At 71.8% G+C, this 14,014-nt stretch carries 11 protein-coding genes; 4 read left to right on the plus strand and 7 right to left on the minus strand.

All coding sequences use genetic code 11. The features are described from left to right. The first annotated feature begins 89 nt into the window (after window positions 1–89). Both secG and FHX82_RS31095 read left to right on the plus strand, forming a co-directional pair. Complete coding sequence (secG, locus tag FHX82_RS31090; protein ID WP_091507503.1) at window positions 90–320, plus strand: preprotein translocase subunit SecG; 231 nt, start codon at window positions 90–92, stop codon at window positions 318–320. Window positions 321–372: 52 nt separating this feature from the next. Beyond that, window positions 373–714 carry an RNA polymerase-binding protein RbpA gene (locus FHX82_RS31095; protein WP_145933866.1) on the plus strand — a complete coding sequence of 114 codons (342 nt, stop codon included), beginning with the start codon at window positions 373–375 and terminating at the stop codon, window positions 712–714. 61 nt (window positions 715–775) lie between these two features. Here the strand turns inward: FHX82_RS31095 and FHX82_RS31100 are convergent, their stop codons facing one another. The 7 genes from FHX82_RS31100 to tkt form a co-directional block, all read right to left on the minus strand. Next, window positions 776–1,960, minus strand: coding sequence for a sensor histidine kinase (locus FHX82_RS31100; RefSeq protein WP_145933865.1), 1,185 nt, complete (start codon window positions 1,958–1,960; stop codon window positions 776–778). A 206-nt stretch (window positions 1,961–2,166) separates the two neighbouring features. Then, window positions 2,167–2,946 (minus strand): 6-phosphogluconolactonase, encoded by a 780-nt coding sequence (gene pgl, locus FHX82_RS31105; protein ID WP_145933864.1) that lies wholly within the window; start codon window positions 2,944–2,946, stop codon window positions 2,167–2,169. Then, window positions 2,943–3,938 (minus strand): glucose-6-phosphate dehydrogenase assembly protein OpcA, encoded by a 996-nt coding sequence (opcA, locus tag FHX82_RS31110; RefSeq protein ID WP_145933863.1) that lies wholly within the window; start codon window positions 3,936–3,938, stop codon window positions 2,943–2,945. Before opcA ends, pgl begins: the two co-directional genes overlap by 4 nt. Beyond that, complete coding sequence (zwf, locus tag FHX82_RS31115) at window positions 3,935–5,461, minus strand: glucose-6-phosphate dehydrogenase (protein WP_145933862.1); 1,527 nt, start codon at window positions 5,459–5,461, stop codon at window positions 3,935–3,937. The genes opcA and zwf overlap by 4 nt, the downstream gene beginning before the upstream one ends. After that, window positions 5,461–7,083 (minus strand): phosphoglucose isomerase-related protein, encoded by a 1,623-nt coding sequence (locus FHX82_RS31120; protein ID WP_145933861.1) that lies wholly within the window; start codon window positions 7,081–7,083, stop codon window positions 5,461–5,463. Before FHX82_RS31120 ends, zwf begins: the two co-directional genes overlap by 1 nt. Before the next feature lie 2 nt (window positions 7,084–7,085). Then, window positions 7,086–8,198 (minus strand): transaldolase, encoded by a 1,113-nt coding sequence (gene tal, locus FHX82_RS31125; RefSeq protein ID WP_145933860.1) that lies wholly within the window; start codon window positions 8,196–8,198, stop codon window positions 7,086–7,088. A gap of 21 nt (window positions 8,199–8,219) precedes the next feature. Then, window positions 8,220–10,322 carry a transketolase gene (gene tkt, locus FHX82_RS31130; protein ID WP_145933859.1) on the minus strand — a complete coding sequence of 701 codons (2,103 nt, stop codon included), beginning with the start codon at window positions 10,320–10,322 and terminating at the stop codon, window positions 8,220–8,222. A gap of 303 nt (window positions 10,323–10,625) precedes the next feature. Between tkt and FHX82_RS31135 the strand changes: the two genes are divergently transcribed. Continuing rightward, the gene (locus FHX82_RS31135; RefSeq protein WP_145933858.1) at window positions 10,626–11,606 is read left to right on the plus strand and encodes a heme o synthase; all 981 of its coding nucleotides are present in this window, start codon (window positions 10,626–10,628) and stop codon (window positions 11,604–11,606) included. A 111-nt stretch (window positions 11,607–11,717) separates the two neighbouring features. Further along, a complete protein-coding gene (locus FHX82_RS31140; protein WP_145933857.1) occupies window positions 11,718–14,003 on the plus strand; it encodes a HelD family protein in 2,286 nt (761 codons plus the stop codon). Window positions 14,004–14,014 lie beyond the last annotated feature (11 nt).

The raw sequence follows: 14,014 nt of genomic DNA on the forward strand, positions 1-14,014 counted from the left end.
CACGATCAGGGAACACCTTTCGCGGTGCCGTACGATCGGGCCACCCGCCCGGCAGGTCGTCCGGCGCTCCGAGGACCACAGAGGATGAGATGAAGCTGTTCCTGCAAATCCTGTTGATCGCCTCCAGCGTGCTGCTGGTGATCGCGGTACTGCTGCACCGTGGGCGCGGTGGCGGGTTGTCCTCGCTGTTCGGCGGCGGGATGCAGTCGAGTCTCGCGGGGTCGAGCGTGGCCGAGAAGAACCTCGACCGGATCACCCTGCTGCTCGGTGCCGTGTGGCTGATCAGCATCGTGGGCCTCGGCCTGCTGCTGAAGGTCTGAGTGCACGGGCGTGCCTATGGGGGGCGCGCCGCCTATCACCCTGTGAGGATTCATGGTTGGCGGTAACGCGATTCGAGGCACCAGGGTCGGTGCCGGTCCTTCCGGCGAATCCGAGCGCGGCGAGTCCGCGCCGCGGCGCCGGGTCTCCTACTGGTGTGCGAACGGGCACGAGTCGCGTCCGTCGTTCGCGATGGACGCGGAGGTTCCCGAGGAGTGGGACTGCCCGCGCTGCGGACTGCCCGGTGGGCAGGACGCCAAGAACCCGCCGGCGGCACCGAGGACCGAGCCGTACAAGACCCACCTGGCGTACGTGAAGGAGCGGCGCAGCGACGCCGACGGTGAGGCGATCCTCGCCGAGGCGCTCGAACGGCTGCGTCAGCGGCGCCAGATCTGAGTCGGAGGAGTCCCGTACGCAGGGGGCCGGTTTTCCCCAGGAAACCGGCCCCCTCGTCATGTCAGGACTTCACCGGGTAGATCGCCCTGACCCGGAAGCCGCCGTCGTCGGTGGATGTGGTCTCGAAGCTGCCGCCGAGCAGCCGGGCGCGTTCCGCGAGGCCGGTCAGGCCGTGGCCGCCCGAGGGCAGCGTGGTAGCGGGCCGGCACGGGCTGTCGTTGCGCACCTCGATGTTCAGCGCGTCCCCGTCGCCCAGGATCAGGATCGTGGCGCGGGCGCCGGGCGCGTGCTTGCGGACGTTCGTCAGGCACTCCTGCACCGTCCGGTAGGCGGCGGCGGACACCTTCGCGGGCAGCTGGTCCGGCACGCTGTCCACGGTGAGCTGCACCGGCACCTCGCAGTCGCGCACGAGCTGGTCGAGCTCGCCGATCCCGGGCTGCGGCCCGTCGTCGGCGGCGCCGGAGCGCAGCACGCCGACCAGGGAGCGCAGCTCTTCGAGCGTGCGGGTGGACAGCTGGCGGATGACCCGAGCGGTCTCCTGCGCGTCGGCGGAGCCACCGGCCGCGAGCACCCCGGCCTGCATGGCGATGAGCGTGATGTCGTGGGACACGACGTCGTGCATCTCGCGGGCGAGCCGGGCGCGTTCCTCGTTGCGCACCGCGTCGTCACGCAGCCGCTGCTCGCGGTCGCGGCTCGCGGCCAGCTCGCCGAGCTTCTGCGACAGCTGGGCCCGCGCCCCGATGAGCAGGCCGATGGCGATGGGCATCCCGGCGACGAGCACGCCGTAGATGCCGTCGAGCACGTGCTCGCGCCAGCTCAGCTGGGCGAAGTCCGACAGCGGCCACTGGATGAACCGGCACGCCCACACCAGCGCCGCGCCCACCCAGACCTGCCAGTGCGTCTGCCTGCGGGTGGCCAGCATGCCCAGGGCGATCATCGCGGCGAGCTGCGACCAGCCGGTCAGGAAGCCCGGCACGGTGCCGAGGACGACGGCGAACGGCAGCCACCGCCGTGCGGCGAGCGCCAGGCAGGCGAACGCCGAGAGGTAGATCGAGTACGGTTCCGCCTTCTCGGGGATCACCAGCCACACGTCGAGCGCCGCCAGCAGGATGGCGGCGGCGTCGACCGCGAGCGGTGCCCAGGTGGTGCGTCGCGTCAGCACTTCCCAGAGCGCGCCCGCGCGTGCTCGCCCGGCTGTCTTGTTCCCGCTGACCGGAATGCGGATGGAGAGTCCGTCAGTGCTCATGGAATCGGCCCTCACTCGTCTCGTGGACTTGACGGTGAGATGCGCGGAAGGGCGCGTCGGGACGCACGCCGGGGAATTTATGTGCGGATGCTAACGAGGAACTGTGTGCCGGGCGTGAACTTTCACCGGCTGTCACGGAAATCCGCACGGCGGACGCGCTCCGAAGGGCCTATGGTGCAGACCAATGCGCCAGAGGCCCTCCGGGGTCAGGCCGTGGGCGGCTGGTACACGTGGGACAGCTTGCCCGCCGCCGCGCGGTCGAGCAGCCACAGGGTGCGCCGCCTGCCGCGGGCACCCGCGACCGGCAGCTGCACCTCGCCCGCGCCGGACAGCGCGAGCGCCACCGCGTCCGCCTTCGCCTCGCCGGTGGTCAGCAGCCACACGTCGTGCGCCCGGCGGATCGCGGGCAGCGTCAGCGAAACCCGCGTCGGCGGCGGCTTCGGGCAGTTGCGCACCGCCACCACCGAGCGCTCGGTCTCGTAGACCGCCGGGGACTCGGGGAACACCGACGCGGTGTGCCCCTCGCCGCCCAGGCCCAGCAGCATGATGTCGAACCCCGGCACGTCGCCGTGGTCCTCCGGCCGTGCGTGGGCGGCCAGCACCCGGGCGTAGGCGTCGGCGGCCGCGTCGACGTCGTCGCCGAACTCGCCGTCCGACGCCGCCATCGCGTGCACCCGCTTCGGGTCGACGGGCACGTGGTCGAGCAGGGCCTCGCGGGCCTGCTTCTCGTTGCGCTCGTCGTCGTCCGCGGGCACGAACCGCTCGTCGCCCCAGTACAGGTCCAGCCGCGACCAGTCCACCGCGTCCCGCGCGGGGGAGCGGCGGAGCTGGTCGAGCACCGCGATGCCGGTGCTGCCGCCGGTGAGCACGAGCGACGCCGAGCCCTGGGCGGCCTGCAGGTCCACCAGCCGGGTCACCAGGCGCGCGGCGGCGGCCGCGGCGAGGAGCTCCGGATTGGCGTAGACCACCACCTCGGACTCGCTCATGAGGTGGCGGCCTTCGCGGGCTTCTTGCCGTTCTTCGGCTTGCCGTTGCCCTTCGCGGCCGGCGCCTTCACCGCACCCGTCGCGAGCTTGTCCAGCCCCTGCAGCGCGGCCTCGTAGACCTCGTCCGGGTCGAGCCGCCGCAGCTCCTCGATCAGGCAGTCCTTGGTGCTGCGCCGGTGCAGCGCGATGCGCCGCGTCGGCTGGCCCGGCTGGGTCAGCGTGCCGATCTTGCCGTCGGGCCGGTGCAGCTCGATGACGCCCGAGCGCCGCTCCAGCTGGACCGACACCATGCCCTGCGCGTTGGGCACCTTGGTCCGCTTCACCGGGATCTTGAGGTACTCGGCGAGCCAGCCCGCGAGCAGCTCGGTGGACGGCGAGTCGGCCTCGCCGGTCACCGTGGCCCCGGTGATCGCCTCGTACGGCGGCAGGTCGAGCGCCGCGACCAGCTGGGCGCGCCAGTTGGTCAGCCGCGTCCACGCCAGGTCGGTGTCGCCCGGCGTGTAGGCCTTGCGGCGCGTGGTCAGCGCGCGGATCGGGTTCTTCTCCGCCGCCGAGTCGGTGATCCGCCGCTGCGCGAGCAGGCCGATCGGGTCCTCCGCCGGCGACTTCGGGCCCGCGCTGGGCCACCAGGTGACGATCGGCGCATCCGGCAGCAGCAGCGGCACCACCGCGCTCTGGCCCTGGGCCGCGAGCGGGCCGTAGAGCCGCAGCACGACGACCTCGCTGGCCCCGGCGTCGCCGCCGATGCGGATCTGGCCGTCGATGCGGGCCGCCGCCGTGCGGGACCCGCGGGCGATCACGATGACCCGGCACGGGTGCTCCCGGCTGGCCTCGTTCGCCGCGTCGATGTGCGCCTCCAGGTGCTCGCCGTCGTCGTCGACGATCACCAGGGTGAGCACGCGGCCCAGGGCGACGGCGCCGCCCTGCTCCCGCAGCTCGACGAGCTTGCGGTTGACCTGCGAGGTGGTGGTCGAGGGCAGATCGATGATCACGGACGCCTCCAGTTCCGGCCCGAGCGGGCGAGCACCTCGTCAGCGGACGCGGGACCCCAGCTGCCCGGCGGGTACGGCTCGGGCGCGCCCTGCTTGGCCCAGTGCTCCAGGATCGGGTCGAGGATCTGCCAGGACAGCTCGACCTCCTCGTTCACCGGGAACAGCGACGGCTCGCCGAGCAGCACGTCGAGGATCAGCCGCTCGTACGCCTCGGGGGAGGACTCGGTGAACGCGTGGCCGTAGCCGAAGTCCATCGTGACGTCGCGGACCTCCATGGTGGTGCCCGGGACCTTCGAGCCGAACCGCATCGTCACGCCCTCGTCCGGCTGCACCCGGATGACCAGCGCGTTCTGCCCCAGCTCCTCGGTGGAGGTGTAGTCGAACGGCAGGTGCGGGGCGCGCTTGAACATCACCGCGATCTCGGTGACGCGGCGGCCCAGCCGCTTGCCGGTGCGCAGGTAGAACGGCACCCCCGCCCAGCGGCGGTTCTGCACCTCCAGCGTCACCGCGGCGTAGGTCTCGGTGGTCGAGTCCTTCGCGAACCCGGCCTCCTGCAGCAGGCCCGGCACCTTCTTGCCGCCCTGCCAGCCGCCGGCGTACTGCCCGCGCGCGGTGGTCTCGTCGAACGGCTGCGCGGGCTTGATCGCCCGCAGCACCTTGATCTTCTCCGCCCGCAGCGCGTTCGGCTCGAACGACAGCGGCTCCTCCATCGCGGTGAAGGCGAGCAGCTGCAGCAGGTGGTTCTGGATCACGTCGCGCGCCGCGCCGATGCCGTCGTAGTAGCCCGCGCGGCCGCCGAGACCGATGTCCTCGGCCATGGTGATCTGCACGTGGTCGACGTAGTTGGCGTTCCAGATCGGCTCGAACAGCTGGTTCGCGAAGCGCAGCGCCAGGATGTTCTGCACCGTCTCCTTGCCGAGGTAGTGGTCGATGCGGAACACCGACTCCTCGGGGAAGACGTCGTTGACGATCGCGTTGAGCTCCTTGGCGCTGGCCAGGTCGTGCCCGAACGGCTTCTCGATCACGACGCGGCGCCACGACTGGTCGTCGCCCTGCGCCAGGCCGGACCGGGCCAGTTGCTTGGTCACGACGGGGAAGGCGCCGGGCGGGATCGACAGGTAGAACGCCGCGTTCCCGCCGGTGCCGCGCTCGCTGTCCAGCTCGCGCACGGTCTGCGCGAGCCGGTCGAACGCCTCGTCGTCGTCGAAGGAGCCCTGCACGAACCGGATGCCCTCGGCGAGCCGGTGCCAGACCGACTCGCGGAACGGGGTGCGGGCGTGCTCGGCGACCGCGTCGTGCACGAGCTGCCCGAAGTCCTCGTTCTCCCAGTCACGCCGGGCGAACCCGACCAGGGAGAAACCGGCGGGCAGCAGGCCGCGGTTGGCCAGGTCGTAGATGGCGGGCATCAGCTTCTTGCGCGACAGGTCACCCGTGACACCGAAGATGACCATGCTCGACGGCCCCGCGATCCGGGGCAGGCGTTTGTCGCGAGGGTCCCGCAGCGGGTTGCTCCACTGCTCCATCACCGTTCGCTGACCTCCTGTACAGCGCGGACGAGTTGGGCCAGGCCGGCGGCCCGGTCGGTCAGGTGCAGCCGCAGCACCGGCCGCCCGTGCTCGGCGAGCACCTGGCCGTCGCCCAGTGCCTGGGCGTGCTGCAGCTTGCCGAGCGTGTAGGGCCGGTCCGGCACCTCGAGGTCCTGCTCGGCCGCGCCGGTGACCTGCAGGAAGATGCCGTTCTGGTGGCCGCCCTTGTGGTACTGCCCGGTGGAGTGCAGGAACCGCGGGCCCCACCCGAAGGTGGTCTGCAGGCCGGTGCGCTTCGCCAGCTCCGGCCGCAGCAGCGCCGCGGACGCGTCGTCGAGCCGGTCGAGGTACGCCTGCACCGCGAGGTACCCGCCCTCGGGCGCGGTCGCGAAGAACGACCGCAGAACGTCCACCAGGTCGCCGTCGGTGCGCACGCCCTCGGGCGCGAACACCTCGACCGCGTCGTCCACAGTGGACGGCTGCTCGCCGCCTTCGAGCGCGGCCGGGTTGTCCAGCAGCGACCGGGCCGCCTTCTTGGCGGCCTCGACGTCGGGCTGGTCGAACGGATTGATCTCCAGCAGGCGCCCGGCGACCGCGGTCGCGAACTCCCACAGCAGGAACTGCGCGCCCAGCGGGCCCTCGGTGGTGATCTTCGCGGCGCCCACCGCGGGGCCGATCGCGACCGGGGTCGCGTCCGGCCCGGCGTCGGCGAAACCGGGCGCCGTGGGGCCGTCCACCGCCACCGGCAGGAGGCCGGTGCCCTGCTTGCCGGTGGACTCGGCGATCAGCTGCTCGGCCCAGTCGGGGAAGCCGGTGATGCCCGAACCGGTGTCGGCGAGCACCACCTTCTCCGCGCCGTCGGCGTGCGCCGCGGCCCAGGCCGCGCCGAGCCGCAGCGCCGGGTTGTCCGCGCTGTCCTCGCCGAGAACCTGGGCCGCCGCGGCGGCCTGGTCCAGCAGCCGGGCGACGTCGGCGCCCGCGAGGCCCGCGGGCACCAGCCCGAACGCGGTGAGCGCCGAGTAGCGGCCGCCCACGTGCGGGTCGGCCAGGAACACCTTGCGGTAGCCCTCGTTTTCGGCCAGCTCCGCCAGCGGCGAGCCCGGGTCGGTGACGACGACGATGCGCCGCGCCGCGTCGATCCCCGCCTCGGTGAACGCCTTGGCGAAGATGCGGCGGTGGCTGTCGGTCTCCACCGTGCCGCCGGACTTCGACGACACGACGACGACGGTGCGCTCCAGGTCGCCCGCCAGTGCGTCGGCCACCTGGCCGGGGTCGGTGGTGTCGAGCACCGTCAGCGCCACGCCCTCGGTGCTCGTGATCACCTCCGGCGCCAGCGAGGAACCGCCCATGCCGGCGAGCACGACGCGGTCGACGCCCTCGCCGTTCAGCTCCTCGCGCAGCGCCTCGATCTCGCCGATCAGCGGCCGCGAGCTCTTGTGCAGCGTGGTCCACGACAGCCGGATCGACGCCTCGGACTCCGCGTCGGGACCCCACAGCGTGGGGTCCTGCGCCGCGAGCTTCGAGGCGACCTGGTCGGCCACCAGTTTGTCGACCAGCGGCGCGGCCTTCGCCGCGAGACCGTCGTCGACGATCGTGACAGTGGTTCCGTCGCCCGCCATGGTCAGTTCTTCGCCTTCCCGAGCTGGCCCTCGACGGTGTCGAGCAGCTCCTGCCAGGACTTCTCGAACTTCTCCACGCCCTCGTCCTCGAGCGTGCGGAACACGTCGGGGATGTCGATGCCGGCGGCCGAGAGCTTGTCGAAGACCTCCTGGGCCTGCCCGGCGGTGCCGGTGACCTTGTCGCCGTCGATCTCGGCCTGCTCGGCCACCGCGTCCAGCGTCTTCTCCGGCATGGTGTTCACCGTGTTGGGGACCACCAGCTGGTCGACGTAGCGCGTGGGGGAGTACTGCGGGTCCTTCACGCCGGTGGAGGCCCACAGCGGCCGCTGCGCGTTGGCGCCGGAAGCGGCCAGCGCACTCCACCGTTCACCGGCGAACAGCTCCTCGTACGCCGCGTACGCGAGGCGCGCGTTGGCGATGGCGGCCTCACCGCGCAGCGCCTTGGCCTCGTCGGTGCCGAGGGCGTCGAGGCGCTTGTCGACCTCGGTGTCCACCCGGGACACGAAGAACGAGGCCACGGACTGGATGCCGCGCAGGTCGTGGCCGTTGGCCTTGGCCTGCTCCAGGCCGGCGAAGAACGCCTCGATCACCTTGCGGTAGCGCTCGACGGAGAAGATCAGCGTGACGTTGACGCTGATGCCCTCGGCGAGCGTGCGGGTGATCGCGGGCAGGCCCTCCTCGGTGGCCGGGATCTTGATGAGGACGTTCGGCCGGTCCACGGTCTTCCACAGGTCCTGCGCCTCGGCCGCGGTCTTCTCCGCGTCCTTGGCCAGCCGCGGGTCGACCTCGATCGACACGCGGCCGTCCACGCCGTTGGTGGCGGTGTAGACGTCGCGGAACAGGTCCGCGGCGTTGCGCACGTCGGTGGTGGTCAGCTCGCGCACGGTCGCGTGCAGGTCGGCGCCGCGGGCGGCGAGCTCGCGCACCTGCTCGTCGTAGGCCTCGCCATGCGACAGGGCGTTCGCGAAGATGGTCGGGTTGGTCGTGACCCCGACCACGTGCTTGTCGCGGATCAGCGCCGCGAGGTTGCCGGTGTTCAGCCGCTCACGCGAGAGGTCGTCGAGCCAGATCGAAACACCGGCGGCGGACAGCTGAGCAAGTCGGTCGCTGCTCATGACGGTCATCCCCTTCTGGGTTCAGGAGTTCTTGGTCTTGGCGAGCGAGCTGCGCGCGGCGTCGACCACGGCGTCGGCGGTGAACCCGAACTCGCGGAACAGGGTCTGGTAGTCGGCCGAGGCACCGTAGTGCTCGATCGACACGATCTGCCCGGCGTCGCCGACCCAGCGGTACCAGGGCTGGGCGATGCCCGCCTCGACCGCGACGCGGGCCTTGACACCGGACGGGAGCACGGACTCCCGGTAGTCCTCGTCCTGCGCCTCGAACCACTCCACACACGGCATGGAGACCACCCGGGTTCGAACACCGTCCGCTTCGAGGGCCTTGCGGGCCTCGACGGCCAGCTGGACCTCCGAACCGGTGCCGATCAGGATCACTTCGGGCTCACCCTCGGACGCGTCGGCGAGCACGTAGCCGCCCTTGGCGACCGCGTCGATCGTGGAGCCTTCGAGCACCGGCACGTTCTGGCGCGTCAGCACCAGCCCGGACGGGTGGTGCTTGTCGTTCAGCGCGGCCTTCCAGGCGCCCGCGGTCTCGTTCGCGTCGGCCGGGCGGACCACGTTCAGGCCCGGGATGGCGCGGGTCGCGGCGAGGTGCTCGATCGGCTGGTGCGTCGGGCCGTCCTCGCCGAGGCCGATCGAGTCGTGCGTCCACACGTAGATCACCGGCACGTGCATCAGCGCGGCCAGGCGCACCGGCGGGCGCATGTAGTCGCTGAAGGTGAAGAACGTGGCGCCGTAGGGCCGGGTGCCACCGTGCAGCGCGATGCCGTTGAGGATCGAGCCCATCGCGTGCTCGCGGACGCCGAAGTGCAGCGTGCGGCCGTAGGGGTTGGCCTGCCACATGTCCGTGGAGGCCTTCTCCGGGCCGAACGAGTCGGCGCCCTTCATCGTGGTGTTGTTGCTCTCGGCCAGGTCGGCCGAACCGCCCCACAGCTCGGGCAGGACGTCGGCCAGCGAGTTGAGCACCTCACCGGAGGCCTTGCGGGTGGCGATGCCCTTGGCGTCCGGCTCCCACGTGGGCAGCTTGTCGGCCCAGCCGTCGGGCAGCGTGCGGGTGCTCAGGCGGTCGGCCAGCGCCTTGCGCTCCGGGTTGGCCGCGGCCCAGGCGTCGTAGCGCTCCTGCCACTCGGCGCGCCACTGCTTGCCGCGGTCGAGCGCCTTGCGGGTGTTGGCGAGCACCTCGTCCTCGATCACGAAGCTGCGCTCCGGGTCGAAGCCGAGGATCTCCTTGACCGCGGCGACCTCCTCGGCGCCCAGCGCGGCGCCGTGTGCCTTGCCGGTGTTCATCTTCTTGGGCGCCGGATAGCCGATGACCGTGCGCAGCAGGATGAACGAGGGCCGCGGGTCGGCCTTGGCCGCCTTGATGGCCTCCTCGATCGCGACGACGTCCTCGCCGCCCTCGACGACCTGGACGTGCCAGCCGTACGCCTCGTAGCGCTTCGCGGTGTCCTCCGACAGCGCGATGGTGGTGTCGTCCTCGATCGAGATCTTGTTGTCGTCGTAGAAGACGATGAGGTTGCCCAGCTCCTGGCGGCCCGCGAGGGACGAGGCCTCGGAGGTGACGCCCTCCTCGATGTCGCCGTCGGAGGCGATCACGTAGATGTGGTGGTCGAACAGGCTTTCGCCGGGCGCGGCGTCGGGGTCGAGCAGGCCGCGCTCGCGGCGGGCGGCCATCGCCATGCCCACGGCGTTGGCCAGGCCCTGGCCCAGCGGGCCGGTGGTGACCTCGACGCCCTTGGTGTGCTGGTACTCGGGGTGACCCGGGGTCTTCGAGCCCCACTTGCGCAGCTGCTTGAGGTCCTCCATCTCCAGGCCGTACCCGGCGAGGAACAGCTGGATGTAGAGGGTCAGGCTGGAGTGCCCGGCCGAGAGGACGAAGCGGTCACGCGCCGGCCACTCCGGGTCGGCCGGGTCGTGCCGCATCTGGCGCTGGAAGAGCGTGTAGGCCAGCGGGGCCAGGCTCATCGCGGTGCCGGGGTGGCCACTGCCACAGTTCTCCACGGCGTCCGCCGCCAGCACACGGATGGTGTCCACGGCGCGGGTGTCGAGGTCGGTCCAGTCGGCGGGCACGTTCCGCCGGAGCAGAGGATTGTTCTCGCTGGTAGAGGCGGTTTCGGACACTGAACTCGGACTCCCGGTGCTCGTCGTTTGGTCGGTTTCGTCACTTGGCGTGTTCGCGCGCGCAGGTGCCTACCTATCTCAATCGATCCCGAAGGGACGATATTCCTGGTTGGAGGCCATGCGCGCCCGAGCGCCAGCGCCTTTCGAGGGCAGCCTAGTAGGTCGGGTACCCGGCCCGCTGAAGTGCGACACACCGGGGTGGCGCAACCCCCGGCCTGCGTACGGGGGAACCCCGCGACTACGATCAGTTGCGGTGTCCCGCCCGTGCGCGGGCACCATCCCGAACCGACCCAGGGAGCGAAATTGTCGTTGGTGAACGCTGCGCACGGCCGCAGTGACCGCACCAGCGCCGACCACCCCGAAGGCGAACCGCCCGCCGGTGGCCTGCGGCGGCTGACCGGCCGCGCGGCCGCCTACCTCGCGCTGACCAAGCCGCAGGTCATCGAGCTGCTGCTGGTCACCACCATCCCCGCGATGTTCCTCGCGGCCCGCACCATCCCGTCGCCGTGGCTGATCCTGGCCACCCTGGTCGGCGGGGCGATGGCGGCCGGCAGCGCCAACACGCTCAACTGCGTGATCGACGCCGACATCGACAAGGTGATGAACCGGACCAAGCGGCGCCCGCTCGTGCGCGACTCGGTGCCGCGGCGCAACGCGCTGGTGTTCGGCCTCGTGCTCGGCGCCGGGTCGTTCGTGATGCTGTACTTCACGGTCAACCTGCTGGCCGCGGTGCTCGCGATCGCGACGATCCTGTTCTACATCTTCGTGTACACCCTCGGCCTCAAGCGCCGCACCGCGCAGAACGTGGTGTGGGGCGGCGCGGCGGGCTGCATGCCGGTGGTCATCGGCTGGGCCGCCGTCACCGGCACGGTGCAGTGGCCCGCGTTCGTGATGTTCGGCGTGATCTTCTTCTGGACGCCGCCCCACACCTGGGCGCTGGGCATGAAGTACCGCGAGGACTACGAGCGCGCCGGGGTGCCGATGCTGCCGGTCGTCGCGACGGCCGAGCACGTGGCCCGCCAGATCGTCATCTACTCGTGGGTGATGGTCGGCTGGACGCTGCTCCTGCTGCCCGTGACCAGCTGGCTGTACGCCACGTTCGCCGTACTGGCGGGTGGCTGGTTCCTCTTCTACGCGCACTCGCTGCAGCGCCAGGTGCGCCGCGGCGTCGAGACCAGGCCGATGGCGTTGTTCCACCGCTCGAACACCTACCTGATGGTGGTGTTCTGCGCCCTCGCCGTCGACTCCGCCATCGGGCTCCCCACCCTCGGCCTGCCCTTCTGACATCTGGAGGCAGACCGGCAAACCGCCGTCCCGGGAATTCCCGGGCGGGTAGGGTCGTTGGTTCGCAGGCTGACCATCCATCCTCAGACCGAAGGCGGGTTGCTCTTGTCCGTGTCCCCACAACGGGAACCCGACAGCGCAAGAGATCTCGCGGCGGAGCAGGACTACGTGTCGCTGCTCTACCGCAAGCTGGACACCGAACGGGAGACCGCGCAGCGGCGGCTGGCCGCGGCGCTGCACCAGCGGGGCAGTGCGCCGCAGGCGCTGACCGAGCGGGACGTGGCCACCACCACGTACTCCGAACGGCTCGCGCAGCTCGGTTCCGTCGAGCAGGGGCTGTGCTTCGGCCGCCTGGACTTCCAGGAGGGCGAGACCGCGTACGTCGGCAGGCTCGGCCTGTTCGACGAGGACGGCGACTACGAGCCGCTGTTGCTCGACTGGCGGGCGCCCGCCGCGCGCCCGTTCTACCTCGCCACCGCCGCGTCCCCCGAAGGGGTGCGCCGGCGGCGGCACATCCGCACCCTGAGCCGCAAGGTCGTCGCCCTCGACGACGAGATCCTCGACCTGCGGGCGGCCGACCAGGGCCAGGACCTGGGCCTGGCGGGGGAAGCCGCGCTGCTGGCCGCGCTGGAGCGCCGCCGCACGGGTGAGATGAGTGACATCGTCGCCACCATCCAGGCCGAGCAGGACCGGATCATCCGCGACGAGCTGGGCGGCGTGCTGGTGGTCCAGGGCGGGCCCGGCACCGGCAAGACCGCCGTCGCGCTGCACCGCGCCGCGTACCTGCTCTACACCTACCGCCAGCAGCTCGCGACGCGCGGCGTGCTGGTGGTAGGTCCCAACAGCACGTTCCTGCGCTACATCGGCCAGGTGCTGCCGTCGCTGGGCGAGACCGGTGTGCTGCTGTCCACTGTGGACCAGTTGTTCCCCGGCGTGCGCGCCACCGGCGAGGACACGCGGGAGGCCGCGGAGATCAAGGGTCGCGCGGTCATGGTCGACGTCCTGACCGCCGCCGTCGCCGACCGGCAGCAGGTGCCCGACGAGGTGCTGGAGGTCGAGTTCGAGGACGGGATCCTCGAACTGGACCGCGAGACGTGCGAGCGGGCCCGCGCGAAGGCGCGCGCCACGCGGCGGCCGCACAACCTCGCCCGCCGCGTGTTCCTCGACCAGTTGCTGGACGCCCTCGCCGAGCGCGCCGCCGGGCAGCTGGAGGTGGATCTGTTCGCGGGCGTGCCGGAGATCCCGCTGGACGAGGGGGAGTCCGCGGACGCGGAGGTGCTCGACGCGGGCGACCACGCCGACATCCGGGCCGAGCTGGCCGCCTCGGGCAAGGTCCTCGCGGCGCTGGACGCCCTGTGGCCCAAGCTCACCCCGCAACGGCTGCTGCGCACCCTGTTCGCGTCACCCGGACGGCTCGCGTCCGCCGCACACGGCCACCTGACCGAGGCGGAGCAGGCGCACCTGGTCCGGCCGCCGAAGTCCCGGTGGACGCCCGCCGACGTGCCCCTGCTCGACGAGCTGGCCGAGCTGCTCGGCGTGGACGACACCGAGGAGCGCGCGGAGCGGGAACGCCGCGAACGGGAGGAGCGCGCGTACGCCGAGGGCGTGCTGGACATCCTCGAACAGGACGAGGAGCTCGCCGACGAGGAGTTCCTCCGGGTGGGCGACATCCTCGACGCCGAGCTGTTCGCCGAGCGCCAGCAGGCCCGCAGCGAGCTGACCGCCGCCGAGCGCGCCGCCCGCGACCGCCGCTGGACGTTCGGGCACGTCATCGTCGACGAGGCGCAGGAACTGTCGCCGCTCGCCTGGCGGCTGCTGATGCGCCGGTGCCCCAGCCGGTCGATGACGCTCGTCGGCGACGTCGCCCAGACGGGCGCCCCGGCGGGCGCGTCGTCGTGGGCCGAGATGCTCGCCCCTTACGTGGAGGACCGCTGGCGGCTGCGCGAGCTGACCGTGAACTACCGCACCCCGGCCGAGATCATGGACCTCGCTGCCGGGGCACTCGCCCGGGTGAACCCGGAGCTGCGGGCGCCGACGTCGGTGCGGGAAAGCGGGACCGAGCCGTGGCAGCGGCCCCTCGCGGGCGCGTCGCTGCCTTCGCTCGTCGAGGAGGAGCTGCGGGCCGCCGACGGCGGCACGGTCGCGGTGCTGTGCCCCGCCGCGCGGTTCGCCGCACTGCGCGCGGAGCTGCCGCAGGACGAGCGGTTGTCGCTGCTCACCGTCGACGAGGCCAAGGGCCTGGAGTTCGACGGGGTGCTGGTGGTGGCGCCGGAGGAGGTCGTCGCGGCCTCCCCGCGCGGGTGGAACGACCTGTACGTGGCACTGACCCGCGCCACGAAGAGACTCGGCGTCGTCTACACCGAGCGCGCGCTCGAACCACTCGTGGGTGCCGGATAAGGACTGGTCAA

The sequence above is a fragment of the Amycolatopsis bartoniae genome, assembly GCF_014191255.1.
Lineage (GTDB): Bacteria > Actinomycetota > Actinomycetes > Mycobacteriales > Pseudonocardiaceae > Amycolatopsis_E > Amycolatopsis_E bartoniae.

Bases quoted from the DNA above. Each gene is read 5' to 3' on its own strand.
- secG (WP_091507503.1), top strand. From the start codon at position 90: ATGAAGCTGTTCCTGCAAATCCTGTTGATCGCCTCCAGCGTGCTGCTG.
- zwf (WP_145933862.1), bottom strand. From the start codon at position 5,461: ATGGAGCAGTGGAGCAACCCGCTGCGGGACCCTCGCGACAAACGCCTG.
- tal (WP_145933860.1), bottom strand. From the start codon at position 8,198: ATGAGCAGCGACCGACTTGCTCAGCTGTCCGCCGCCGGTGTTTCGATC.
- FHX82_RS31120 (WP_145933861.1), bottom strand. From the start codon at position 7,083: ATGGCGGGCGACGGAACCACTGTCACGATCGTCGACGACGGTCTCGCG.
- FHX82_RS31095 (WP_145933866.1), top strand. From the start codon at position 373: ATGGTTGGCGGTAACGCGATTCGAGGCACCAGGGTCGGTGCCGGTCCT.
- FHX82_RS31100 (WP_145933865.1), bottom strand. From the start codon at position 1,960: ATGAGCACTGACGGACTCTCCATCCGCATTCCGGTCAGCGGGAACAAG.
- pgl (WP_145933864.1), bottom strand. From the start codon at position 2,946: ATGAGCGAGTCCGAGGTGGTGGTCTACGCCAATCCGGAGCTCCTCGCC.